General features: G+C 41.9%; 21 protein-coding genes and 1 pseudogene. 6 read left to right on the top strand and 16 right to left on the bottom strand.

Annotation, left to right across the window (positions count from 1 at the left end; translation table 11 throughout):
• Nucleotides 1–7: 7 nt before the first annotated feature.
• A complete protein-coding gene (gene petL / locus ACYTXL_RS28120) occupies nucleotides 8–103 on the bottom strand; it encodes a cytochrome b6-f complex subunit PetL (protein WP_292798544.1) in 96 nt (31 codons plus the stop codon).
• 226 nt (nucleotides 104–329) lie between these two features.
• Here petL and aroB point away from each other — a divergent pair, with 226 nt between their 5' ends.
• Nucleotides 330–1,418: a 3-dehydroquinate synthase gene (gene aroB, locus ACYTXL_RS28115; RefSeq protein WP_461927517.1), complete on the top strand. Its 1,089-nt coding sequence runs from the start codon at nucleotides 330–332 to the stop codon at nucleotides 1,416–1,418.
• A 501-nt stretch (nucleotides 1,419–1,919) separates the two neighbouring features.
• Here aroB and ACYTXL_RS28110 read toward each other — a convergent pair.
• From ACYTXL_RS28110 to ACYTXL_RS28090, 5 genes are all read right to left on the bottom strand, one after another.
• Complete coding sequence (locus tag ACYTXL_RS28110) at nucleotides 1,920–2,615, bottom strand: class I SAM-dependent methyltransferase (protein WP_461927516.1); 696 nt, start codon at nucleotides 2,613–2,615, stop codon at nucleotides 1,920–1,922.
• Nucleotides 2,616–2,836: 221 nt separating this feature from the next.
• A complete protein-coding gene (locus ACYTXL_RS28105; RefSeq protein WP_461927530.1) occupies nucleotides 2,837–3,943 on the bottom strand; it encodes an iron-containing redox enzyme family protein in 1,107 nt (368 codons plus the stop codon).
• Nucleotides 3,944–4,479: 536 nt separating this feature from the next.
• Entirely contained in the window at nucleotides 4,480–6,318 is a 1,839-nt protein-coding gene (locus ACYTXL_RS28100) for a peptidoglycan D,D-transpeptidase FtsI family protein (protein ID WP_461927515.1), read from the bottom strand.
• Between the two features lie 98 nt (nucleotides 6,319–6,416).
• Nucleotides 6,417–6,608 (bottom strand): hypothetical protein, encoded by a 192-nt coding sequence (locus tag ACYTXL_RS28095; RefSeq protein WP_461927514.1) that lies wholly within the window; start codon nucleotides 6,606–6,608, stop codon nucleotides 6,417–6,419.
• Nucleotides 6,609–6,800: 192 nt separating this feature from the next.
• On the bottom strand, nucleotides 6,801–7,451 hold the full coding sequence (locus tag ACYTXL_RS28090; RefSeq protein WP_461927513.1) for a hypothetical protein: 651 nt from the start codon (nucleotides 7,449–7,451) through the stop codon (nucleotides 6,801–6,803).
• Between the two features lie 503 nt (nucleotides 7,452–7,954).
• Here ACYTXL_RS28090 and ACYTXL_RS28085 point away from each other — a divergent pair.
• From ACYTXL_RS28085 to glgB, 3 genes are all read left to right on the top strand, one after another.
• A complete protein-coding gene (locus tag ACYTXL_RS28085; RefSeq protein ID WP_461927512.1) occupies nucleotides 7,955–8,155 on the top strand; it encodes a hypothetical protein in 201 nt (66 codons plus the stop codon).
• Between the two features lie 529 nt (nucleotides 8,156–8,684).
• Nucleotides 8,685–9,017 (top strand): hypothetical protein, encoded by a 333-nt coding sequence (locus ACYTXL_RS28080; protein ID WP_461927529.1) that lies wholly within the window; start codon nucleotides 8,685–8,687, stop codon nucleotides 9,015–9,017.
• A gap of 173 nt (nucleotides 9,018–9,190) precedes the next feature.
• Complete coding sequence (glgB, locus tag ACYTXL_RS28075) at nucleotides 9,191–11,482, top strand: 1,4-alpha-glucan branching enzyme (protein WP_461927511.1); 2,292 nt, start codon at nucleotides 9,191–9,193, stop codon at nucleotides 11,480–11,482.
• A gap of 224 nt (nucleotides 11,483–11,706) precedes the next feature.
• Here glgB and ACYTXL_RS28070 read toward each other — a convergent pair whose 3' ends face one another.
• Nucleotides 11,707–11,814: a transposase gene (locus ACYTXL_RS28070; protein ID WP_461927528.1), complete on the bottom strand. Its 108-nt coding sequence runs from the start codon at nucleotides 11,812–11,814 to the stop codon at nucleotides 11,707–11,709.
• A 60-nt stretch (nucleotides 11,815–11,874) separates the two neighbouring features.
• Between ACYTXL_RS28070 and ACYTXL_RS28065 the strand changes: the two are divergent.
• Nucleotides 11,875–12,102, top strand: a pseudogene (locus ACYTXL_RS28065) (ATP-binding protein); the annotation flags it as partial.
• Nucleotides 12,103–12,110: 8 nt separating this feature from the next.
• Here ACYTXL_RS28065 and ACYTXL_RS28060 read toward each other — a convergent pair.
• The 9 genes from ACYTXL_RS28060 to glmM all read right to left on the bottom strand — a co-directional run bounded on the left by ACYTXL_RS28060 (nucleotide 12,111) and on the right by glmM (nucleotide 23,203).
• Nucleotides 12,111–12,695 carry a Uma2 family endonuclease gene (locus tag ACYTXL_RS28060; RefSeq protein ID WP_461927510.1) on the bottom strand — a complete coding sequence of 195 codons (585 nt, stop codon included), beginning with the start codon at nucleotides 12,693–12,695 and terminating at the stop codon, nucleotides 12,111–12,113.
• A gap of 267 nt (nucleotides 12,696–12,962) precedes the next feature.
• Nucleotides 12,963–13,601, bottom strand: coding sequence for a peroxiredoxin (locus tag ACYTXL_RS28055; RefSeq protein ID WP_461927509.1), 639 nt, complete (start codon nucleotides 13,599–13,601; stop codon nucleotides 12,963–12,965).
• Between the two features lie 362 nt (nucleotides 13,602–13,963).
• Complete coding sequence (hpsP, locus tag ACYTXL_RS28050) at nucleotides 13,964–15,145, bottom strand: hormogonium polysaccharide biosynthesis glycosyltransferase HpsP (protein ID WP_461927508.1); 1,182 nt, start codon at nucleotides 15,143–15,145, stop codon at nucleotides 13,964–13,966.
• A gap of 318 nt (nucleotides 15,146–15,463) precedes the next feature.
• A complete protein-coding gene (gene hpsO, locus ACYTXL_RS28045) occupies nucleotides 15,464–16,639 on the bottom strand; it encodes a hormogonium polysaccharide biosynthesis glycosyltransferase HpsO (RefSeq protein ID WP_461927507.1) in 1,176 nt (391 codons plus the stop codon).
• Between the two features lie 121 nt (nucleotides 16,640–16,760).
• The gene (gene hpsN, locus ACYTXL_RS28040) at nucleotides 16,761–17,741 is read right to left on the bottom strand and encodes a hormogonium polysaccharide biosynthesis glycosyltransferase HpsN (protein ID WP_461927527.1); all 981 of its coding nucleotides are present in this window, start codon (nucleotides 17,739–17,741) and stop codon (nucleotides 16,761–16,763) included.
• 206 nt (nucleotides 17,742–17,947) lie between these two features.
• The gene (locus ACYTXL_RS28035; protein ID WP_461927506.1) at nucleotides 17,948–18,283 is read right to left on the bottom strand and encodes a hypothetical protein; all 336 of its coding nucleotides are present in this window, start codon (nucleotides 18,281–18,283) and stop codon (nucleotides 17,948–17,950) included.
• 214 nt (nucleotides 18,284–18,497) lie between these two features.
• Nucleotides 18,498–19,658, bottom strand: a complete 1,161-nt coding sequence (locus ACYTXL_RS28030) for a glycosyltransferase family 4 protein (RefSeq protein ID WP_461927505.1) — start codon at nucleotides 19,656–19,658, stop codon at nucleotides 18,498–18,500.
• An 11-nt stretch (nucleotides 19,659–19,669) separates the two neighbouring features.
• A complete protein-coding gene (gene hpsL, locus ACYTXL_RS28025) occupies nucleotides 19,670–21,328 on the bottom strand; it encodes a hormogonium polysaccharide biosynthesis protein HpsL (RefSeq protein WP_461927526.1) in 1,659 nt (552 codons plus the stop codon).
• Between the two features lie 405 nt (nucleotides 21,329–21,733).
• Nucleotides 21,734–23,203 (bottom strand): phosphoglucosamine mutase, encoded by a 1,470-nt coding sequence (gene glmM / locus ACYTXL_RS28020; protein WP_461927504.1) that lies wholly within the window; start codon nucleotides 23,201–23,203, stop codon nucleotides 21,734–21,736.
• 569 nt (nucleotides 23,204–23,772) lie between these two features.
• Between glmM and ACYTXL_RS28015 the strand changes: the two genes are divergently transcribed.
• A complete protein-coding gene (locus tag ACYTXL_RS28015; protein WP_461927503.1) occupies nucleotides 23,773–24,489 on the top strand; it encodes a biliverdin-producing heme oxygenase in 717 nt (238 codons plus the stop codon).
• The last annotated feature ends 41 nt before the right edge of the window (nucleotides 24,490–24,530 follow it).

The following is a 24,530-nucleotide window of genomic DNA, read 5'->3' as shown; positions in this document are numbered from 1 at the left end:
GTCTTGGTTAAATTATTTTGGCAGTCCGCAGACCGAACAGCAGAGCGACAGATAAGCCAAAGAATAAAGCTAAAAAGCCGATGTAAGCTAAAATTGCAAACATTTATGTTTCTCCACGATACTTTCTAAATCTATTGAATCATTAGTTGTTGGGCATTGGGCACTTGCGTTCGCCTAGCGTCCCGTAGAGAAGTCGTTGGCGCAGCCTCTCGTAGAGAAGTATTGGGCATTGGTTATCCCCCTTGTCCCCCTTGTCCCCCTCATCCCCTACTCCCCACTTCCAGATTGCGATACAATACAGCCCACGGGCGCTTCTTTGGGGTTGGGCAATGACTTCTGTAATTAATGTAAATTTACCAGAGCAGTCTTATGAGATTGCGATACCTTCTAGTTTAGATGAACTGGGTCAACAGATGGCCAGTCTCAACTTAGGCAAGAAGGTACTGCTGGTTTCTAATCCGACGATCTTAAAACATTTTGGGGAAAGAGCGATCGCATCCCTAACATCAGCTGGATTTGAAGTTGCTACCTGCACCCTACCACCTGGGGAACGCTATAAAACCCTCAACTCCATTCAAAAACTTTACGATATCGCCTTGGAAAACCGCCTAGAACGTTCTTCTACTATGGTGGCTTTAGGTGGAGGTGTGATTGGTGATATGACTGGCTTTGCCGCCGCAACTTGGTTGCGCGGAATTAATGTTGTCCAAGTGCCTACCTCTCTCTTAGCAATGGTGGATTCGGCAATTGGTGGCAAAACTGGCGTGAATCATCCCCACGGCAAAAACTTGATTGGGGCATTCCATCAACCGCGCTTGGTTTTGATTGACCCAGATGTGTTAAAAACTCTACCTATGCGCGAGTTTCGGGCAGGAATGGCAGAAGTTACTAAGTACGGTGTGATTTGGGATGCGGAATTGTTTGCTCAGTTGGAAGCAAGTAAACGCCTCGACCAACTCCGCTATGTAAAACCTGAGTTGATACATACCATATTAACGCGCTCTTGTCAAGCTAAAGCTGATGTTGTTAGCAAAGATGAAAAAGAAGGCGGATTACGGGCGATTCTCAACTATGGACATACCATCGGTCATGCAGTAGAAAGTTTGACTGGTTATCGTTTAGTAAATCACGGTGAAGCAGTGGCCATTGGCATGGTAGCAGCCGGTCAAATTGCTGTGGATTTGGGACTATGGCAAAAGGAAGACACGGAACGTCAAAACGCTTTAATTCAAAAAACGGGTTTACCGACTCACTTACCGACTGGGGTGGATATTGAAGAAATTATTCAGACGTTGCAGTTAGATAAGAAAGTTAAAGCGGGGAAAGTGCGGTTTGTTTTACCAACGGAGATTGGTGTAGTGACAGTTACCGATGAGGTACCAGCTGATATTATTCGGCAAGTTTTGCGGGGAATGTGAACAATTTAAAACCGTCTTCTCCTTGAGTTACATCTCGAACATAATGAACTTTATTTTCAACGCCCCAATATCCCCGATAGGTGCTAACTAACATTATTGCCGGATGGGAATCGGAAGAGAGGATTATCTTCTTCGATTTGATACGAACCTTTGATGACTTTGCCATCTAACCCTATGGTTTATCCGTAGACTTGTTGTATATTAAAGAACTTAGTAAGACACGCTCCATATTCCTCGTAATTAACCTGTAACAAGGCACGACGTAAGGTGCTATATGAGGGTAATCTGTTTTTCGCAGGTTTTAATAGTTCTATCAATTCTTCGTCGTAGCTTGCAATCCAATCTCCCATTGCTAAAAAACCTCCACCCCCGGTTCAAATCCGGGTGCCGCCTTTAGATTTTTAGCCTTTTAAGGGATATTGATAATATATCCCCAGGCGGTTGGGATTCATAAAAATTTGCTGGTTCCTAAAGACAACATCGGTAAGTTGTTCTCCATCTTCACAAATTAGTCATGACCTGAGCTAATTCATTAGATAAATCAATTACAGAATCCTGGCATTTTTTAAATAAAACCCCAGCTAAAAAATAATAATCGCCAGAATAAAATGCCATCTGATTTTTTCGGAGTTTTTCTATGTGTTTCTTTACCTTGGGATCAGAGCTATAGTAGCCGAACTGCAAAGGTAACACCATGAAATTTGAAACACAATATCCATTTTGTTTTGCGAGCTTGAGCGTACTTATTGGATTAGAAAAGCTAGATATTAAAATCAAGACATTTTCATAATCTAACGATAAAAGCTCGTTGGTAATTGTGGCTCCATCTACGCCCCCAAATAAGAGTGGCATATAAATATCATTATCTGGTGCGGGGAGATACGGTGGATTGGCTACAAGATACTCTGCATCTGGTTGAGAAGAATTAAACAAACATGAATTATGAATTATGTATTTATTAGTGAGATCATATTCATCGATGGTTGAATTTGCGACTTTCCATGCAGAAGTATTTAATTCAAATCCATGTATCACCCCATCAAACTGATTTCTCAATAATGAATTAATCACAGGGCTGCCATCTCCTGAACCAAATTCCACAACCAACTCAGACTTTTTACAATTTCTAATAACAAAGCTTTCTAAGCAGTTTGAGTAGAAATTAGATTCTTCAGGACAAAAAAATATGTCTTTCATTTGACTGCACTTCAAAATGTATGGTATAATTAATGTGAATCAAGGTTAGTCACTACCTTGATTCCAACGCAATAAATAACCGTTCCTTTAGTAAAGAAGCCCTCACTAAAGAAATTAGGTTGTAAGTGGATTAGCAATAGAATGATTTAAAAATGTCAAATTAGAAACGCCAGAAAAAATTTGCCATTTTTAATTCTAATTTTTGAGATTTCTTAGATGAGTCAGGCGGCTTGTTCTGCTTCATGTATTGATCGCATCACAGCACCCGCCGCGCGATCGCCCATTAATTTCTCCTGGTCATACCCAAGCACCAGTTCCCACGCCTGAGCGGGATATCGTTCTGCTAAAGGCAAAGCTACATCATCCAACATCCAACGGCCGTGGCGTTCATCTTCCCTGATGTGCAGTTCCCAATAACCCATCGCCGCCTCTGAGAGTAAGAGTCGTTGCGCCGCCGCCAAATAGTTTTTGTAAGCCGCAGGCCCACCCACCTCAAAATATGTCAACGCGCCACTGTAACGTAGGAAATAGCGTTTGCGATCAGTGGTGAGAAAGTTATGATTATCGCAAGCCAGGACTTCCCAAGGTACTAAATCGAAGTATCCTTCTGGTTCAGTGTTCATGCCAAACTCAGCCAGCATTTGAGCGAAAAATGTCGAGTGCTTGCGGGATAAACGACCATTGCCGTATTCTTCTAGTAATACTCGCACCAGCGTACACTGCACTTCATTAGCAGCACCACCCAATACATAGCAAAGACGACTACCTTCAACTAAGCCATCAAAGGAAGCGATCGCTAGCAAATGGCGATAGCCAACTTCCGTCATTTCCTCACGGATGTATCGGCTATTGTTTGACAAGGGCGGATCTAAATCGGCAGATGCACGCGCAATTAAAGCTTGTTTGACATCCAATTGTTGCAGTGCTGTCACATCGATTTGTGCCAGTTCCCACTTTTGCCAAGCAGCTTCAATTTGGTTACGACATGAATACAAGTAAAGCGATCGCTCATTGGTATAGTGCCGCAAATCGTCATACCAAAACAGCTTTAGCCGATTAATTCGATAAAGTATCCGTTGCAAAAAACGGTGAGCCTGTGCATCAGAGCGATCGTCATGATAAGCGGCGCGAATTGCCATAGAGAGCGTCTGTTCAAACTCACTGGCTATTGCAGGTTCTACATCCAGTTGATAGTCCAAATCCTCCATTGCTAGCAGTTCATTAAATTGCTCCTCAGCACGCTCGTACTTGGTAATTGTTCTTTCTTCTGTTTGTCTGCTCTTTTTAGCAGCCTCAGCGTTAGGAAATATAACTAAATTGCTTTGCATGGAATCTTCGGTAGCTTTGGAGGAAAAGTGAGGAATTAGTTTCACCTTTAATACTTAAGATTCCACACAAGTAGCTTTGTGTACCTCTTTCCCTGGTTATAAATTGACACTCCCCGTGATAAATCGAGGGGGATTCTTAATTCATCAACGTGCCTTAAAATTGTTTATCCTTGTGGCAATACTTAAACCTGATACCCGTTCGACAGAACAAAGTGCCGAGTCTAATTTAAACAATCCCAGTGGGCTGCATCTCCTTAAGCGTTAGAGAATCGTTTCTCTAGTTCCCGTATGCCCTACGGTACTTTGTCCAATCAATAAATAGTGTTGTTTACTGGTATAGATGCGCGTTGGCATCCTAGCTTATGTTTATCGTGGTGTTTTCGCTACCCACTATCCATTATTTTTTCCTAGCCGGTCGTTTTGGGGTTGGTTATCCATTTGAGAAGCGCGGTTATTCTACCTGTGGCATAATTATATTGTAGCAATCTAAAATTCTTAGTCCCTCATCTCCCTCATCCCCCCACTTCCCCTGCTCCCTACGGCGCTTCTGTCTCTTGCTCTGTTGCCTTACTTGGTGGAATTTCCTCAAGAGGAATCAGTGCTTCGATCACCGATTTGACAATTGGCGCGGCGACAGTAGCACCATAGGCACTTTCTCCTTTTGGCTCATCTACCAGTGCGAACACTACATACCGAGGAGATTCCACGGGCAAAATAGCCACAAAGCTGGTCATTCTCGCACCCTTGATGTACCCGCCAGAGGGACTAGCTTTTTGGGCTGTACCAGTTTTACCAGCAATCCGATATCCCGGAATTTGTGCCACCTTGCCGGTGCCTTCAGTAACAACAGTTTCCATCATTTCTACAACCTTTTGGGCTGTTGCGGCTGAGAAAATTTGGCGGGGGATGGTGCGCGTGGGTGAATCATGCATCTGCCCTTTGCTATCAATCAGCCCCCGAACTATATGGGGTGTTACCAACTTACCGCCATTGGCTAAAGCGCCGTGCATTTGGACTAGCTGTAACGGTGTCATGGAAAAGCCTTGTCCAAAGGAAGTAGTAGCTGCCTCAATTGGCGAAGCGATAAATTCTTCTTGACTTTTGAGCCGGCCACCAACTTCAAAAGGTAAATCTGTATCAACTTTTTGTCCTAGCCCTAAGCGTTCAAGCCAGTTGTAGTAGATTGAAGGCTTTAAGCGTTGGATAATTTGCACCATGCCAATGTTGCTAGAATGTTGAAGAATTTGAGCGATGTTGATCCGCCCGTAACCATTGTTCTCAGCATTTTTGATGGTGTAATTAGCTACTTGAATAGAGCCGGAGTCATTAAACATATCATCTGCTTTGATCACGCCATTTTCCAGAGCGATCGCCACATTCAAAGGTTTAAAAGTCGATCCCGGTTCATAAAGATCCGCCACCGTCCAGTTTTTAAATAACGAAATATTAGCTTTAGCGTATTCATTAGGATTATAGGTAGGTTCAGAAACCAGGGCGAGTAAGGAACCATCCAACGCATCCATTACAATTACCGCTCCCCGTTTGGCGTCAAACTTCTGCATCTGTTGTTTAAGCGCAGTCCGAGCAATTCGTTGCAGACGGCTATCAATAGTTAGTTGCAGTCGCAAATCATCAAAATGCAAAAAACCTTCAGGGGCATGATCAGGCATCACAGACCCATTACCCGACCGACTGAGCCGCACCGTTTGCACAGGACGTTCTAGCAACTTCTCTTGAGAGTATTCCACACCTGCTTGACCACGGCGGTCAACATTAACATAGCCCACCACGTCAGCAACCAAATCATCTGACGGGTAATATCGGGAGTATTTTTGAATCCACTCCAAGCCATTTAAGCGCAAAGAGATGACATGATCAATAATTTCTTGCGGTAGGGCAGGGGCAAGTATAATTCCGCTTCTTTTGCTTTGAAAAGTTTTCACCAATTCCGCAGGTTCTTTTGCCAAAATTGGCGCAAGTCGGTCTGCCATATCTTCATTAGACTTATCAAACAGCTTGGGATGAGCGTACAAAGTGTATACAGGACGGTCAATCGCCAACAGATTACTATTGCGATCTAACACCGGGCGACGGGGCATAAAAGGTCGCAAACTTACCATTTGCTGGTTTCGCGCCTGCTCTGTTAACTTTGTCCCCTTGACAATTTGGAGGTTATACAATCTAACACCCAACCCGAACCCTGATGCCATTAATACGCCCCAGACTATGAACAGTCGAGACTTAGTGTTGAATGTTTTGTCTTGGATATTAGAGGCTAATTTTCCCAAAAACCCTCGCTTATAACCCTTTTGTCCCCTTGTGAATCCTGGATTCCGAAACTTTGTGAATTTTGTTCTGCTTGGTGACTTCTGCATTGGGTTCGTCCTTTGTCATTTGTCATTTGTCATTTGCTGCAAGTCGGAGTCCTAATGACAAATGACTCTTAGCCTTTTACCAATTCTCCAAAATAAAGCTACAGATTTAAGAGGGAGAAACTCAGATTACAGCCTTTTTCATGTATTTGAACCATAATCTTCGCTAGGGGCGTACAGATATTATTGGTGTCAACTTCAGCCAAAACCCTTTTAAAACCTCGTTCTGCCTGGAAATGCTGCTGATTGCGGCAGAGCCGCAAGTTAATAGGCGGAGCCTCAATCAAGGGCATTCCCAGTCTCCGACTGGAAACGAGATAAACGAGATAATGTCTCAAAACATTCTTGCTTACTAACTTTCACGTTAACTTGACACCAATGCACATCTGTTGTCCTACAGTATGGTTTAATTACCTGAAAATTGCTCTAAATCTGACTTTCTGAATTACGAATTACGAATTACGAATTACGAATTACGAATTAGATTAGTATCCCAGTGGCGAGAGTCTTTGCTGCTGCGTTTCAGAATTTGGCGTTGTGTTAGACGATGCCGGCTTAGAACTATGAGATGCTGGAGGCAAGAAAATCATCCCTTGAGGAGTCGGTGATACCAGCCCTGCTGTTGGTTGTTCTGCTTCCTGAGCCATTTTATTTGTCAACGTCGCGTTGGTTGTCATTAGCAACTGCTCATGACGTTGAAGCCCTTGCAGTCTGCGATATGACTGACTCCAAAGCTGTTGGGAATACACCGTCCAGCCATAAACAGCAAGTGTAGATGCTACTAACAAAAACGCCAAAATTGTCGAATAATTATGAAAGCTGTACAAGCGCAGCAACCACAAAGGTGCAGCTGCCGAATTAGGCATTGTGGGAAGGTTCTCACTCGACTGCTGATTGAGATTTGGCACTTGTCGTCTACCCAACTCTTTCACCGATTTGGGCATAACTGCCTCATTTGTGGGAGAAAGCGCAAGATTTTTCGAGGAACGCTGTTGTCTTTGAGAGGATACTGGTGTAGAAGCGCTCCGTGCTGTTGACTCCATACGCGCAGAGCGTCGCCTCCCTAAAGAAAGGATAGAATTTTGCCGGAACCAATTACCCCTTGTAGAAACAGCAGATTTACGAGCAACTACCATAATTTTTTTAGATGGGAAATACTGTACTTTAAATTGACTCTCTTGATTGTCTGTTTTTGCTGAGGTTAAAATCACCTTCTCTGCAACAAGCACACATAACAGACTACACCCTTTTAACTGTTCTGATAGGTAGCTGTACCAATGTTTGCATCCTCTAAATATTGCAATGTTTGCAATCAGCGATTAGCAACTGGACAGCTTACCCTTTAGCTATCGCCCCTAAAGTATGGCTTCGCGGGGCAGCAAGATGCAATACTCTGTGAAAAAAATAAAATTTTTTGCTATGATAACTCGCATTGCTAGAAAACTTGGTAATTTCCCTTTTGCTCCTGAGTTAAGAGAAACTAATCAGATGGCTGTATGATCTGTAATCCCAAAAAGAATACGCCAAAGGATTGTTTTTTTAAGTATGTAATCTCGCAGCCTTAAAAAAAAGCAATAAATACGGTATCGTATTCAACAGGCGAAATATTGTTCTAGCCACAATTGGTGAAAGAGGAGTTATGAAAACAAAAATCTTTGGTTTGGCTTTAATGTTAAGTCTGGCTGCAATTCTCGGAGCCTGCGAAGGTGGTGGTGGTGATGGTGCTGGTGCTGGTACCACTAGTACTCCCGCTGCTACAGGTGAACCAACTGATGCGCCTCCTGCGGCTTCTAGCCCAGCCGCAACTACAGCACCTACTCCCGCAACTACTCCTAAATAAGGCATCTTCAGCTTTAGTTTGAATGATGCCCAAAAGAGCTTAGTAACAACACTCATCACGACATAGCTAGAATTAATTAGGTTAACATAAAAACCTGGATATTTCTATCTATTGGTGGATCAGAGACCAGAGTTTGCTGAAATATCAGCTAAGTAGGGCAGCAAGTAGAGGACACTGGTGATGAGGGTTACGTCCTCAACCAAGTGTCCGCCTGAAATTCTCGCCTGACCGAAGCTTGTTCCAAGTCTAAGGGAGTTGAGTTATATAAATCTAACCCATTTTGTGGGCAAGGTACTTCTCTGGTTTGGTATTTGGAATAGCTTAAATTCCTGAGTTTTCAGAGGATAAAACAATTCATAGCGATCGCTGGCAATTGCTCAAGAGCATTCCCTATAGTCTATTCCGGATCAGGAGAGACCTGGTAATGTCCCTTGATATTGCCAGATTTTTATTAGGAGAATTTGTAACTTTGAATATAGGGAATGAGAAAAACAGATTTTCATCCGGCGTTGTGAAGGCAGTTCAGAAGATGGGAAAAGTTAAAGCCAGAAAGGAGATACAATTACTATGCTTAATTGTGATTACTGCTACGTTAATTCTCTTAAGTAGCTATTGGGAATCAGTAGTAGTAGCTTTACCGCCAGCAGAAGATACACCAGAAGAAATATTACGCACTAAAATTATCATAGAAGCGCGATCGCCGATTGATGGAAAATTCCTAACAGCTGCCGAATATATCCAATTACAAGCGCAGCTGCAAGAAGGACCGCCACCAAAACTAGACCCGAAAATTCGAGAACAGATTTTCTTGCTTCGCTTACGTAAAACATTGTTTCAGTTTTTCCCATTTTTAAATTTTTGATAATTACTCAAGGGTCAAATGTCAAGAGCTTTATCCCATCTTCCCCACTCCCCAATGCCCCATTCTGAGGTAGGATAACGGTGGCGACAAAATTGCAAATAAATGTAAAGAATATATATAGATATTAAATTAAGTAGATTTAGTTAATCACGTTATTTCACTTAGGTAGCTTCATGTCCATGACCACGATCGCCCCTGAACAGGTTAACAGCATCGTTTGGAATCAGCATAACGATCCCTTTGAAATACTAGGTTCTCATCCCATAGAACAAGATGGTAAAACTGTCTGGGCTGTGCGCGCCTATCTACCAAATGCGAGTGCTGCATGGGTGGTTCTTCCTGAACAACGCAAAGAATACCCGATGCAAACAGTGCATCATCCCCAGTTTTTTGAATGCACCATTGAAACCGCAGAACTAGCAAACTACCAGTTACGGATTAAAGAAGGTGAACATGAGCGTGTCATTTATGACCCTTACGCTTTCCGTTCTCCCCACTTGACAGACTTTGACTTGCATTTGTTTAAGGAAGGCAACCATCACCGGATATACGAAAAACTGGGAGCGCACCCTACGGAAATAGACGGAGTTAAGGGCGTTTATTTTGCTGTTTGGGCACCCAACGCTCGTAATGTTTCATTGTTGGCAGATTTCAATCTCTGGGATGGGCGCAAAAACCAGATGCGTAAAGGCCGCACCGGGGTTTGGGAATTATTTATTCCTGAAATCGGTGTGGGAGAGCATTACAAATATGAAATCAAAAATTTTGAAGGACACATTTACGAAAAATCTGATCCCTACGGTTTCCAGCAGGAACCCCGCCCGAAAACCGCATCCATTGTCACTGATTTAAATACTTATAGTTGGACTGATGAAGCTTGGATGGAAAAGCGGCGTCGCTCTGACCCCCTAACTCAGCCCGTCTCAGTCTATGAAGTACATTTAGGCTCTTGGTTACACGCTTCGAGTGCCGAACCAGCGAAACTGCCCAATGGTGAAACCGAACCTGTAGTTATCGTTTCCGAACTGAAGCCGGGCGCACGCTTCCTTACCTATCGGGAACTAGCTGACCGACTCATTCCATACGTTAAAGAATTAGGATATACCCATCTAGAATTGCTCCCGATTGCGGAGCATCCCTTTGATGGTTCTTGGGGTTATCAAGTAACTGGGTACTATGCCCCCACTTCGCGTTTTGGCAGCCCGGAAGATTTCATGTATTTTGTTGACAAATGTCACCAAAATGATCTAGGGGTAATTGTAGATTGGGTTCCTGGTCACTTCCCCAAAGATGGACATGGTTTAGCTTTCTTTGATGGTAGCCACCTCTACGAACACTCTGACCCCCGCAAGGGCGAACACAAAGGATGGGGTACTTTGGTGTTCAACTACGGTCGCCATGAAGTTAGTAATTTTTTAGCTGCAAATGCCCTCTTCTGGTTTGACAAGTACCACATTGACGGGATTCGTGTCGATGCTGTTGCCTCGATGCTCTATAACGACTATTGCCGCGAACCTGGAGAATGGCTACCCAACAAGTACGGCGGCAGAGAAAACCTAGAAGCAGCAGATTTTCTGCGTCAGGTAAATCACATTATCTTTAGCTATTTCCCCGGTATTCTCTCAATTGCTGAAGAATCTACTTCGTGGCCAATGGTATCTTGGCCAACCTATACAGGCGGGCTGGGCTTTAACTTGAAGTGGGATATGGGGTGGATGCACGATATGCTGGATTACTTCAGCATGGACCCTTGGTTCCGTCAGTTCCACCAAAACAATATCACCTTTAGTATGTGGTACAACCACAGCGAGAACTTCATGCTGGCTCTATCCCACGATGAAGTGGTGCATGGTAAGAAGAATATCATCGGTAAAATGCCGGGGGATACATGGCAGAAGTTAGCGAATGTGCGTTGTTTATTTAGCTATATGTTTGCTCACCCAGGCAAGAAAACCATGTTTATGAGCATGGAGTTTGGGCAGTGGAGTGAATGGAATGATTGGACAGATTTGCGGTGGGATTTATTGCAGCATGAAGCCCACCAACGGTTAAAAAGGTTTTTCCAGGATTTGAACCATCTCTACCGTTCTGAACCAGTTTTGTACACCCAGGATTTTGCTCAACCTGGGTTTGAGTGGATTGACTGTAGCGATAACCGTCATAGTGTAGTTTCCTTTATCCGTCGTGATCAAGATTCTGATGATTTTGCGATCGTAGTTTGCAATTTTACACCACAACCCCATTCACACTACCGGATTGGTGTACCGCAAAAAGGATTTTATACCGAGTTGTTCAATAGTGATGCGCGACCCTATGGCGGCAGTAATATGGGCAACTTAGGTGGTAAGTGGACAAATGATTGGTCTTTGCACAGTCATCCCTATTCGCTGGATTTGTGTTTGCCACCTTTGGGTGTGTTGATTCTCAAGTTGGATAAGAAGAAGACTGCTGAGGTGATGGGATAACAATTAAGGAATAAGAATTAAATAAGATACAATTTATGTCCCTGGCTTACCTCACCCTCAATCCCTCTCCTTATAAAGGAGAGGAAAGCTAGAGACAGGATGAAGTTTTTCATTTTATTTACAGCAATTTTCAGGTAAATAGACCACAGTGATTAAACCAACCGAAGGTATCATTTTCACTTATGCAATCTATTGCTTGGTTGAGAGATTCAAGGGTGCGTGCCTCAGAGGAACGGAGAAATATGTTTGAGTTTAGACCAACAAAACTCTATTGGAGATAAATCAGGAGAATAGGGCGGTAAAAACTTTACTTTTGTGCCGACAGACTCAATTGCAAGTCTTATAGACTCAGCACTCTTGGAGCGCGCAGATTGTCCATGACGACTATTCAGGAACTGACTCAGATTTTTGATCGCTTTTATCGGGTGAATAGCGATGCCTACGGCGGGCTCCGCCTACGCTCTCGTAAAAGTGGTGGTTCTGGATTAGGATTAGCGATCGCTAAAGCAATTATTCAGGCAGACCAAGGTAGTTTGAAGGTGCAAAGTGAATTAGGCAAAGGTAGCACTTTTCCTATTCAATTAACTTTCGATATGACCCCAATTTCCCAATTTAAGTAAAACTTTCTCTACCAAACTTTACTCATATTCAGAATAAACCCAGGCAATACCAACTCGCCCCTAACTGTTGCAGGATTATCTAAACATTCCTCTGGTAATCCAGGACGATAAATATAAACTTTACGCTGCTTACGGTCAATCAACCAGCCTAACTGTATTCCTGGCTCGTTCATATATTCCTCCATTTTTTCCTTCAAAGTCTGGAGGTTGTCGCTAGAAGATTTGAGTTCGACTACAAAATCTGGACAAATAGGAGCAAACTTTTGCTGCTGTTCTGCTGAGAGAGCATTCCACCGTTCTAGTTTAATCCAGGAAGAGTCAGGCGAACGTTCTGCAGCTGTTGATAACTTAAATCCGGTACTAGAGCTAAAAGTTATACCTGTACCATCTTGTTCTGACCACACCCATAGCTGTCCTGAGATATTAACTTCTCGGTTTCCTGTCTCTGAACCAGTAGGGGGCATAATTACCAATTCTCCAAATTTATTTCGCTCAATGCGTAAGTCACGATTCACCTGACAGAACTCAAAAAATTGTTCGTCTGTCATTTGCATTGATGACGGAATTTGCAAAACTAAAGGGGATGAAAACATAGCGATTTCCTCCAGGTTCGGATGCCTAGTACCGCTTCGCGTAATTCGTAATTCGTAATTCGTAATTCGTAATTAGGTTTTAGCAAGGGTTTCAGAGATTACAAATGGGTGGCTTATTTACGCCGTGCTGTACTAGCCCACTAACTATATTCTCACGCAAAAAACAAAGACCCAAAGTTATATCTTGGCGACGGCAGTCGCTCATGGGGGAAACCCCCAAGACCGCGCTGCCTCGCCTTTGTTTTTTATCCGAAATCATTTTCAGATTTACTTGTTAGGCTGAGGAGTTAGCCGCAGATAGGGTTTGACTTCCTCGTAACCTTTGGGGAATTTCTGTTTGAGTACTTCTGGATCTTTCAGTGAGGGGACAATTACAACATCCTCGCCATCTTTCCAGTTAGCTGGTGTGGCCACACTGTAATTATCAGTCAATTGCAGAGAATCAATTACCCGCAAAAGTTCATCAAAGTTGCGTCCCGTGCTGGGAGGGTAGGTGAAAGTGAGACGGAGTTTCTTGTTGGGGTCAATCACGAAAACCGATCGCACTGTCACAGCCGCATTAGCATTCGGATGGATCATGTCGTAAAGATCAGAAACCTTGCGATCGGCATCTGCCAAGATTGGGTAGTTAAGGGTGGTGCTTTGAGTTTCTTCGATGTCTCCCACCCAGCCTTTGTGGGATTCAACGTTATCAACACTAAGTGCGATCGCTTTGACATTGCGCTTGTCAAATTCTGGTTTTAACTTGGCAACTGTGCCAAGTTCTGTTGTGCAAACAGGTGTAAAATCAGCAGGGTGAGAGAACAGCACAACCCAGCTGTCACCTGCCCATTCGTAAAAATCGATGTCGCCGTGTGTTGAGGCTTGCGTAAAGTTGGGTACTGTGTCACCTAGACGGAGAGTCATATTGATATTCCCTGTAGTTAGAAAAGCATATATATTCTAGTATGCCATCATGACATAAAACCCCCATTTTCCCATCGGAGTTTAGCGGTTTAAAACAAAATTTGAGGTTGTCACCACTCTCGGATATGAAATAAGAGGAAGGTAAAAATTATTGACTAAAAGACACATATATGCTATATATTAGTATGTTTTCTCATTTTTATTTTACAAAATTAATATTTCAAACGAGTCTAGTAGGTATTCTAAATTACTAAAGAAATATATTCATTTTTTTCCTTGTCTAATCTTGATAATGCGTCTGGATTCCATAGTTTTCTTTCTGGCTGAGAGATAGGGGAAAAACTGCTGTTGTCTGCGTTGGATTAAATTAATTTGTTCGTCAGAATTTCCTGGTAGGCTTGGATTGTTTGACGAGCGATCGCATCCCAGCTAAAATTTTCCAAGGCATATTTTTGGGCATTTAATCCACGTCGTTGGCGTTCTGCGGGATTTTGCAAAGCTTCTTCTAGTAACCCTACCAGTACTTCGACATCTGTTGCGCCCACCCAACCCGACTCACTATCACGTATCTGTTGACAAATATGCACTTGGTCAGAAATGACTACGGGTGTTCCTGCTACCATCGCTTCAGCGACAGCAATCCCAAAATTTTCGTAGTAGGAAGGCAAGACAAATAAATCAGCAGCTTGTAGTAAACTAACTTTTAGTTCACCAGTTACAAAGCCAGTAATTGTAGTGTGCGATCGCAGTGGGGAATTTTCAATTTGGGATATTATCTTTTGTTCGTAATCTGGATCTTGGGGATTTGTCCCAGCTAAGACAAAATGAAACTTATAACCAACCGCGAATAGCTTTTCTAGCGCTGGAATCAACAAATTCAACCCTTTTTTTGGGTCAATTCGTGACATAAACAGCACTAACGCTACATCCTTTGGTATTTTTAACAACTGATCAGATATATTTTTAAGAGACGATTTAGGGGGGATTACACCCAAGGGAATCACCAAATCTGGAGTAGATACTCCAAATCGTTCTGATATTTTAGCTTCTTGATCACTGGTAAAATGAATAGCCGCCGCACCAGCTAAATTTTGACGTTCTATAATTGCGACATAAAGCAGTTTTAATTGCTTTTTCTTGCGTAAATCAGCCGGATCAAGAGTACCCAAAGGACGGAAAATATAAGGTAGCTTTTGCTGACGACACACAATAGCAGCAGCACTAATTATTGGGGAGAATAGAGCATGAATATGTGCTATGTCAAACTCATGAGCATGAAGTTTTAGCCAGTTTAATAAATCTAGAGAAAATTTGTAGCGACGAAACGGGGCGCAACGAAAGTAAATTATTTCATAGCCATCTTGTTTAATTGGGCGATTTAAAGGAACATCCAGAGGTGTTTGACCATTATCGCCATTACTATCAGTTGTGAGAATTGTAACTTCTACTCCCTCTTTTACCAATGCTGGAGCTAGCCCTAGTATCATTTGACTGGGACCGCCGTAAATCAAAGAAATTGAGGGGACAATTTGTAATATTTTCATTTTTTTGTCATTTGTTCTTTGTCATTTTTTATTCACTAGATATCTTGTGAAAGCCCCTAACACCCCACCCGCCAGATGCTCCACTTGGGGAGACCCTAGACGCTCGATGAACTCGCTACCGCTTCTCTACGAGACGCTGCGCGAACGCTATCGCTTTTAGCGTCTCCCCTTCTCTGCGAGACGCTACGCGAAGGGAGAAGACCCCACTGGCTCCCCTTAATCTCTTCCCCGCAAGCGGGGAGGGGAGACAAAGCGTAGCTTTGGCGGGGTGGGGTTCTTATTTGTGATTTATGCAAGAGGTCTACTAATGACCAATGACTAATGACTACTAACTAAATCTTGATAAAACTCTAATTGCTGTTTAGCTAAAGCTTTATTTGTATATTTTATCATTGCTTTTTGATAACCCATTTCACCCAGACTGTGAGCAAAATAGGGTTTATCCATTAACTGAACTAAGCAATTAGCAAGGGCTTGAGCATCACCTTCAGGAAATACTAAACCAGCATCGGCAATTACATAGGGAATTTCCCCAGAATCAGAACCAATTACAGGTACTTGGCAAGCCATCGCCTCAATTAGCACATGACCAAATTGTTCTTTCCAGCCAACAGAAGTTAAAGTTTTAAACTTGTAAGTTGTTTCTGAAGGCAGTATTAAAGTACTCATTAAATTGATATAGTTTGTCACCTGATCATGAGGGACACTTTCTAGCAAAATTAACCGTTCTTTAATATTATTTTCCGTCGCTATTTTGATTAATTCACTTTGCAACTCTCCCCGTCCCAGCAGGAGTAATTTCCAAGGTTTGTTTTTCAAAGTGATTAAGGCTTGTAAAAGTGTTAATAAACCCTTTTCTTGTACAAAACGCCCTACAAAGCCTACCACAAAATCGGTTTTTTCAATACCCAATTTAGTTGCTAATTCGGGTTGGGCTTTGGGAGTAAATAGACTTTCATCTATGCCCAGTTGTGGCATGACTTTAATTGACCCTTGATATCCCCTTTGTCGCAAAACTTCTGCTCCATCCTGATTGCCACAAATGATGCCGTGGCTATGGTTGAGGTTATATTTTTCTAACAAAGAAACTGGTGGTTTTAGTTGGTATGGAAGATTCCACCAAGTAAAAAATACGTTTTTTGCCTTGAGTCCTAAGAGTTTATTTAAGACAATCATTTGAGTATAAGCCAATGCTCTAGACCCTTGTTCTACCTGAATAATTTGGGGACGAAACTGTTTTAAAAAAGATATCAAATCAGCACCAAAGGTAAGGAGTCCCTGATGATTTTGACTAAAATTAGAAATAGGAACTATTCTAAATCTGCCTTCATCGCGGTATTCAGTTTCAATAATTCTGTTTTGCACACCACCTGGTTTCCAGCGCTTTGGGACTACAACTGTCACTTCAATGTTGGGTTCTAGTTGAGATAAAGCGCGTAATTTTTCACAGTTCAAGTCTACGATATAAGTATGACTAGCAACTAAAATTTTCATTGTTAGTTATCCTTTGATTATTCACTAACTCCTAACTCCTGTACAGACGCGATTAATCGCGTCTCTCCTAACTCCTGTACAGACGCGATTAATCGCGTCTCCCCTAACTCCAAACTCCTAACTAAACTTGTTCATCCAATCGACTATAAATTTGACCGTCGTTCCATATTGATTGGATGACAGTACCCAAGGCTTTGAAAAAACCCAAAATGTAGAAAATAGCGCGAGTAACAATTTTGATGGGGGAACCGCTTTTATGACAAGGTGGGCGTCCCAGTACGTGACAGTCAAATAAACGGGCGAATAGGCGTAAAGCTTGAGTCGGAGTGAGGTTTTTCAGTCCCAGCAAGAAATGGTTGTGGTAGAAGGTAAGTTGATATTTGAGCGATCGCATACTAATATCATGACAACCCCCTGTTTCTTCGCCTAAATGCACCAAATGGGCTTCTGGATCGTACCAAATCTTATATCCCGTCTGGCGCACCCGCAAACAAAAGTCTGACTCTTCCCGCACTGCACTACCACCAAACCTTTCATCAAATCTCAGCCCGTACTTAGTAAAAATTTCGCGCCTAAAAGACATATTGCAACCCCTTGCTGTCAGCACTTGCTGGGGTTTAATCGTATGTACTAAATCAATATGATACCAAGCAATTCCTGGGTCCATAGCTTGGGGAGGTAGATATTCAATTTCTAAATCTCCTCCAGAATCACCCAATTTCATTCTGTCAAATACCCGTCCGGCTACAACCCCTACCTCTGGATTTTGCAAATAATTTTTCACATGGGCTGCTAACAATCCTGAAGTTAATTGAACATCATCATCAATAAATAATATTATTTCACCAGAAGACCGCCGGACAGCATAATTCCGCGCCCCTGGCAAACTTGCCCAATCTAAGCGCAACCATTTAATTTTACCTGCCTCCGCCATCTCCTCTAGGTAGGCTTGAATTTCTGGTTGGTGTTTTGCGGTTTGGTCTACAACTAAAACTTCAAAATTTTGATAGTCCTGTTTTAGGACATCCACAATGCTATCGCGTAGCGCTTCCTCTCGCCCATAGGTTGGTATAACTACAGAAATTAAAGGGTAATTAGTCATAATTTTTTCTACTACTTTATCTAAAGGTAATTGGAATTTTCGTGGCATAGATAATTCCCCAATAAAGTCCTAGACAGAACTGAAATAAATTTCTATAAAATTATCTTGCAAGAAAAATAAAGTAAGCAAGTTAATATAATAGCTAGTACAGCACGGCGTAAATAAGCCACCCATTTGTAATCTCTGAAACCCTTGCTAAAACGTAATTACGAATTACGAATTACGCGAAGCGGTACTAGTATATAAGCAGGATATATTCTATATAAACGTTTAATTAGCCATGATTTCCAGTTAATTTTAATCTCCTCTATCTGGTTTTTTTGTAACTTAGAGATGAGAGCATAACTTGTGTTCAAACCAGCCATTAAAAAGAAGATATCTACAGTAGCATATCCGAGCTTTGCTCCATTGCTATCTAAAATTGAAATTAGTTGCGATCGCGCCGGAGAATTTTGAAAAAAATGAAATATGACAATTGCTAATACTTTTGTCTGAGCAATCCAATTAAATCTAGTTTGGCGTGTTCGACTGTGAGTATTCATATATCTGATATTTCGGAGTTTATATTCAGCTTGATATCCAGTAATTCGATCTTTAGATGCTGATTATTCGCTAATACTTACTGATAACTAGACTTAGCCACTAAGAGGATTTAGCAACCCTTAGTTAAGCTTAATACACAAGGAAGATTCTGTCCACCGATAGGGTACTGGAGTATTTTCACTATGTCCAATATCTACGAATACCTTCTAACCTTCAGTATAACCTTGCCGCTGCTGCGTAGAGATTATCGAATAACTCATTTTGTTTTTCAGCGTCGTGGACATTGATCACTTGTGCTAAAGCTCTAGCACTGAGAGACTCGTAATGTTCCTGTTTATCACTTCTATCTAAAAATTCTTGTACTTGTTGTAATGCCTTCTCTGCTAAATCATCGTAGGCATGATTGACAATTTCCCAATATTCTTCAGTTTTAGTTTGTTCACCATTTAGCCAATTACGCCAATGTCTGAGTTTGTCCAGTGGTAATTCTAAAACATATCCATTTTCACCATGACGAACAATTTCTGACAAAGCACATACATTGGTTGTAATTGCCGGAGTCCCAACAGAGAAACCTTCAATAATGCTATAACCATAGGTATCCATTAATGATGGCATAAGTTGAAAATGACTTTGCGATAGTAATTCGAGAACTTTTGCATTAGGAATTATGTTATGGAAAACGACATTATTTAAATCGAGTAACTTTAAATCTTCTGCATATCTATTAGCATCAGGAAAATCAGTAGGTACGCCAAAACCACACCATAGTTCAGATACTATATGTATAGTAATAGGCAAACCCAACTTGGCAGCTTTCTTGGCTAGTCTTAAAGCCACAACTCCGCCTTTTCTGGCAATGTGGTTGCCGATAAAAATAAGTTGAAGATTTTCCTTATTTTGATAAGACTTATGCTGATTAACCCTCACAGCAAAATTTGGATGTATAACATCTACTTTACCGATTATTTTTGATGCTACATCCCATTCTTGTACCCAGTTCATGAATCGCAATCTAGCATAATCAGATATGGCAATAATTCTTTTGCAGTTTTCTAATGCCAAACGATTATTGAGAAATTTATAAGTGACTTCTTCTAGTTTAGTTTGCGGGTCTCTATACAAAAATCGATGATCTTCAAAAGTGACAAACCAAGGTTTATTAGTACAGATAATTCTATTAAAAGTATGAATTACCTGGTATCCGCCCGATACAGGTTGCCAAGGCATGAAGCTTCCTAAAGGATACCAAACTTTTTCTATAGGATATTTACCTGCGGGAAAAGTTTTAGAACGAATGAGAGTATGTTGAGAATTACGAGGAAGATTAGGAACGCTGAGATGTTGTTGACCACCTATAATAACTTTCACCATTTTGCTCCTACTTAAAATTGTGTTTTGAATCGTTTATTTGGAATTTTTGGCTGAGATTCAGCATCTTTTCTCTCTTGTTTATCGACTTCTGGCAATTTAAAAAGAACTCCCGCAAAAAACCAATAATAGACAGCAACTGGATCAACATCCAGAGGATAGTAGTAAGTGTTGTAGCTAATAAACAATATAAACACCCACAAAGCTGCTCCGTAACTGCGGAAATTACGGTTCTTTATGGAGCGATAGGTTTTAAAGCCAAGAATTGTTAAACTTGTTACCAAAGCCAGAAACGCCAGTACTCCAATAATTCCAACTTCATAAAGTAGTTTGGGGTAGTAGGTTTCTACAAGCTTAGTTTTACCCATTACACGGGCAGAGTTGGTTGCTCGACCTAAGCCACTTCCCAGGGGGCCGTCTACGTTTTTCCAATTCTCTTCAAATTGCTGGATGATAAAATCTTGAGGTGGTGAAGCGTCCCAGCGACCGGTAAAACTCTCGGTTCTCTCTTGCACTAGAACAGGGTTAGTCACGATCGCAATTCCCACAATCAAGGCAAGTCCCACGCCTATGGGGATAAATCGTTTCAGGTTGCCAATTTGTCCGGTGAGCAATAGCAAAATCCCGAAGCAGATTGGTACTAAAGCTAAGGCGATTCTCTGTCCAGAGATGACAGCATTAAGAAAGACTGTCACTAAAGAACCTAAACCGACTAGCCGCCATATTGGGGAGGGATCGGTGAAGCCGGTGGCAAAGGTAAAAAAGGTACCAGAAATTAAGAACCATGCCCACTGCCAAGGAGCTACAAATGTCCCTGGTAGGCGAATAACCCCTTCATCGGGACTATATACTAGCGCTCCACCAAAATAACATCTGGCTTCGACTGTTGCTCTAAATAAGGCATCTCCTTCAAGACCTCTGGTGCCTTGACATACACCCGTTATTAGTAAGAAGTATTGAATAAATCCCAGCACACAGCAAATTAGTATGAGAGCAATCTGGAGGCGTGATAAAAATAGAAAATCCCGTTTATCCCGAATTAAATAGTAAGCACAACCAATCAGGGGGACATAGCCTAAAAATACTTTTAGTCCGAGAATTCCTATACCTAATGGTATTTCTGGGGATGCTTTTTCCAATAGTCCCGAAATAGGCGGGTTAAACTGCTGTCCACCATTGATAAACAACAGCGTTAGCAGACTGCAACCGAAAACAATATAAAGTGGGATTTTAATGCCTTGGGGAATAATTAGGGGTAGCCCCTGTTTCCGGCAAGTCTGCCAAAGTCCAATTAGCGCTGGAACGTAAAATGCATCTTTAGCTAATTGGAGTATGGGACTATTGCCTAAGTAGTAGGTGATAGTACCCCCAATAGGTACGTAAATGATGAAGGCATATAGCGCTTGGCGCGGATATTTGTAGGAAACGGACATGATGATTATCCCCAAGACACCAGGGACTGCTGCTTTAATTCCAGCTAGGAAAAAGAGCAGAATGCCAACGAAGACACCGCCAAAGGTGGCGGTGGTGAGTAAGCTAATGAGTTCTTTACGTGCTTGGGCTGCTTTGCGCTTTTGGGCTGACTGTTCTTTGAGGCTAAGGGTTGAAGTTTCCTTTATAGCCTGCTTTTTCGAGTTTTTAGATTGCTGAGATTTTGACTTGAATTTTGGCATGGTGGTGCTGTAGCCTATCAGCCTCAGAGAATCTATTATAGTTGACAAATTTCTTTGGATTGCTGTAACTAGTACAATCCAAATTCATCTCTAACTGATTGATTTAATAATTTGCAATTAAAAATGCTAAATCTTAATCTTTTGGAATTATCAAAAAGATTTTCTCCTGTTTCCAAAATATAAATTAGCCAGATAAGTAGGTAGGCGTAACTAAACATAAGATCAAGCCTCACCCTCAATCCCTTTCCTTACTAAGTAGAGGGAAGCCGGAGGCAGGGTGAGGTTTTATATTTAATTTGACCCACTTACTTATTGCAAACACAAATTTCACAGCTTCTAAAGATAACCAAGGCTGATTAATTTGCAGAAGCTATGACGAAAAATTGGTGCTTGATAATAGCTAATTTAGTCCATCAAATGTTGCTGGACTTGGGAAACTAATTGATTTGTCCAGTAGTTGGCAAGGTCGGCATTTGCAGCTTCTACCATAACTCTGATCACTGGTTCTGTGCCAGAGGCGCGAACCAAAATTCTGCCGGAATCACCCATTTCAACTTCAGCAAGAGCGATCGCTTGTTGCAGAGGTTGGCAATCTTGCCATCCCAAACGGCGATCGCGATCGATAACTCGCACGTTCCGCAACAATTGCGGATAGGTCTGGAAGCTTTGATCTACTAATTCGCTCAGGGAAACACCCGCCTCTTTCACCAAAGCTGCTATATGTAATGCTGTTAACAAGCCATCTCCAGTCACAGCATAATGACGGCAAAGAATATGACCTGATTGTTCGCCGCCTAGCATTGCCCCAGTCCGCAACATTTCGGCTTGCACGTATTGGTCCCCGACTGCGGTACGAATGAAGTTACCACCCTGTCGCTGCCAAGCTTTCTCAAAGCCTAAGTTAGCCATCACTGTAGATACAATCAGGTTGTCTGGGAGTTGTTGCTTTTGTTTTAAGTGGCGTCCCCAGAGATACAGAATGTAATCGCCGTTAACTTGCCGTCCGGTATTGTCTACTCCTAAGACGCGATCGGCATCGCCATCGAAGGCAAAGCCGATGTCGGCGTTGTGTTCTTGTACTGTTGCTGCCAGAATATCTAAATAAGTGGAACCGCAATTAACATTAATGCGATCGCCATCTGGTTCGTTATGCAAGCAGATCACCTCTGCCCCCATTTCTCTAAATACTGATGGTGCTAATCCAACTGCTGCACCCCACGCCAAGTCTAAAACAATCTTCATTCCTTGAAGATTTAGGCTACTATTCAAGGGTTTTTTCAACGCCGAGCTATAATCCCCCACTAACTCCAAACGTGAGTAATGCCGACCGCAATTACTGATAGCAATAGGTGATATTTTACCACGCAGTCCGGCTTCTATTTCTGCCTGCAATATTTGCGGTAACTTCCCACCATCGGCACTAAAAATCTTAATACCATTGTCTTCTGGGGGATTGTGGCTGGCAGAAATCATCACTCCGCCGATGGCTTCACTAATGCTGGTGAGATAGGCAACGCCAGGAGTGGGACATAATCCCAAATACCACACCTCTAATCCTGCTGCTGTTAACCCTGCACTTAACGCCATTGCCAGCATATCGCTGGAGTTTCTAGAGTCCTGTCCGAGAATGACTGGCCCTACTTCAGTAGCATGGTTACGTAAAACAATCCCTGTCCAAAAGCCAACTTGTAATGCTAGGGGCGCACTCAGTAATTCTCCCACTCGTCCGCGAATCCCATCTGTGCCAAATAAGGGATTTACTGGTAATGGGATTAAATTCAGTGCAAAACTGCTCTCAATCCCTTTGCCCAATCCCTCAACTTCGGAAGCAGAACCCCCAGCAATGCCCGATGTCCGAGTTATAGATGAAACCATATTGTTTAAACACTCCACACAATCACACTGAAAAATAACACTTAAGACTTTATCCAGCAATTTTGAGATGCTTTTTCTCTTGAGAAATTCATTCCAGATTAGGGTTTTCTTACGTAATAATACTGAATTTGTCCGACTTTAATTGTCAAGATTTTATAAAGTCAGCATTGCTTTTTACATTATTATTAAAGTCTCCACATCTTAGCGAATTATTCTTTTTATGCCCTCAACTTCAGTCTTGATTATTTGTATTAGTTCACACTTTGTAATGTTAATCACAAAGAATAAATTGTAATAAATATTACACTTGTTTCATTACAGGTGTTTTTCAGGAAAGCTGAGGATGAAAGCAAAATTTAGCTAATAACAACAAAAAATCAAAACAGCGAAATGTAAAATTCTATTCCCTTAGGCTTGTTGGTGTGTAAATACCTATAAAATCATTGCAGCTTAAAAAATTTTAATATAAATTCTCATCAAATAGTTTTAAGGTAACGTTTTAATGGCTTTTTTAGCCGTTAGTGAATCGAAACTTCGGCAGTTAACTTTTTAAAGTTGAGAATTTTAGCATGAGCAGCAATTTAGCAACCAAATTACGTGTAGGCACTAAAAAAGCCCACACAATGGCAGAGAATGTAGGTTTTGTCAAGTGCTTTTTAAGAGGAGTAGTCGAGAAAAACTCTTACCGGAAACTAGTTGCTAACTTCTACTTCGTCTACTCAGCGATGGAAGAGGAAATGGAAAAGCATCGCCAGCACCCAATAGTTTCTCAAATTAACTTTCCTCAGTTAAACCGCAAGTATACCTTAGAGCAAGACCTGAGTTATTACTTTGGTACCAACTGGAGAGAGCAAATCAAACTATCTCCCACAGGTGAAGCTTATGTACAGCGCATCCGAGAAATATCTGAAACAGAACCAGAACTGTTAATCGCCCATTCATATACTCGTTACTTGGGTGACTTATCCGGGGGACAAATTCTCAAAAATATTGCTGTAACAGCGATGAATTTGTCTGATGGGCAAGGAACAGCCTTTTATGAGTTTCCAGAGATTTCTGATGAGAAGGCATTCAAAGCCAAATATCGTCAAGTTTTGGATGAATTACCCCTTGACGAGGCTATATGCGATCGCATCGTTGATGAAGCTAACGCCGCCTTTGGTACGAACATGAAGATGTTCCAAGAATTAGAAGGCAATTTAATTAAGGCGATCGGTGTAATGCTTTACAACAGCCTCACACGGCGTCGTACACGCGGTAGTACTGAACTGGCAACTGCTGAGTAACTCTGTTGAGATTGCGGAGTATGGTGTGTGGAGTCATAAAT

It is taken from the genome of Nostoc sp. (assembly GCF_054880495.1).
This window is presented reverse-complemented; position numbering and strand designations above follow the sequence as displayed.

Bases quoted from the DNA above. Each gene is read 5' to 3' on its own strand.
- ACYTXL_RS28110 (WP_461927516.1), bottom strand. From the start codon at position 2,615: ATGAAAGACATATTTTTTTGTCCTGAAGAATCTAATTTCTACTCAAAC.
- ACYTXL_RS28085 (WP_461927512.1), top strand. From the start codon at position 7,955: ATGAAAACAAAAATCTTTGGTTTGGCTTTAATGTTAAGTCTGGCTGCA.
- hpsN (WP_461927527.1), bottom strand. From the start codon at position 17,741: ATGACTAATTACCCTTTAATTTCTGTAGTTATACCAACCTATGGGCGA.
- hpsP (WP_461927508.1), bottom strand. From the start codon at position 15,145: ATGAAAATATTACAAATTGTCCCCTCAATTTCTTTGATTTACGGCGGT.
- ACYTXL_RS28090 (WP_461927513.1), bottom strand. From the start codon at position 7,451: ATGGTAGTTGCTCGTAAATCTGCTGTTTCTACAAGGGGTAATTGGTTC.
- petL (WP_292798544.1), bottom strand. From the start codon at position 103: ATGTTTGCAATTTTAGCTTACATCGGCTTTTTAGCTTTATTCTTTGGC.
- ACYTXL_RS28060 (WP_461927510.1), bottom strand. From the start codon at position 12,695: ATGTTTTCATCCCCTTTAGTTTTGCAAATTCCGTCATCAATGCAAATG.
- hpsL (WP_461927526.1), bottom strand. From the start codon at position 21,328: ATGCCAAAATTCAAGTCAAAATCTCAGCAATCTAAAAACTCGAAAAAG.
- ACYTXL_RS28030 (WP_461927505.1), bottom strand. From the start codon at position 19,658: ATGGTGAAAGTTATTATAGGTGGTCAACAACATCTCAGCGTTCCTAAT.
- ACYTXL_RS28105 (WP_461927530.1), bottom strand. From the start codon at position 3,943: ATGCAAAGCAATTTAGTTATATTTCCTAACGCTGAGGCTGCTAAAAAG.
- ACYTXL_RS28035 (WP_461927506.1), bottom strand. From the start codon at position 18,283: ATGAATACTCACAGTCGAACACGCCAAACTAGATTTAATTGGATTGCT.
- ACYTXL_RS28095 (WP_461927514.1), bottom strand. From the start codon at position 6,608: ATGCCCTTGATTGAGGCTCCGCCTATTAACTTGCGGCTCTGCCGCAAT.
- ACYTXL_RS28055 (WP_461927509.1), bottom strand. From the start codon at position 13,601: ATGACTCTCCGTCTAGGTGACACAGTACCCAACTTTACGCAAGCCTCA.
- ACYTXL_RS28015 (WP_461927503.1), top strand. From the start codon at position 23,773: ATGAGCAGCAATTTAGCAACCAAATTACGTGTAGGCACTAAAAAAGCC.
- glgB (WP_461927511.1), top strand. From the start codon at position 9,191: ATGTCCATGACCACGATCGCCCCTGAACAGGTTAACAGCATCGTTTGG.
- aroB (WP_461927517.1), top strand. From the start codon at position 330: ATGACTTCTGTAATTAATGTAAATTTACCAGAGCAGTCTTATGAGATT.
- ACYTXL_RS28100 (WP_461927515.1), bottom strand. From the start codon at position 6,318: ATGCAGAAGTCACCAAGCAGAACAAAATTCACAAAGTTTCGGAATCCA.
- ACYTXL_RS28080 (WP_461927529.1), top strand. From the start codon at position 8,685: ATGGGAAAAGTTAAAGCCAGAAAGGAGATACAATTACTATGCTTAATT.
- hpsO (WP_461927507.1), bottom strand. From the start codon at position 16,639: ATGAAAATTTTAGTTGCTAGTCATACTTATATCGTAGACTTGAACTGT.
- glmM (WP_461927504.1), bottom strand. From the start codon at position 23,203: ATGGTTTCATCTATAACTCGGACATCGGGCATTGCTGGGGGTTCTGCT.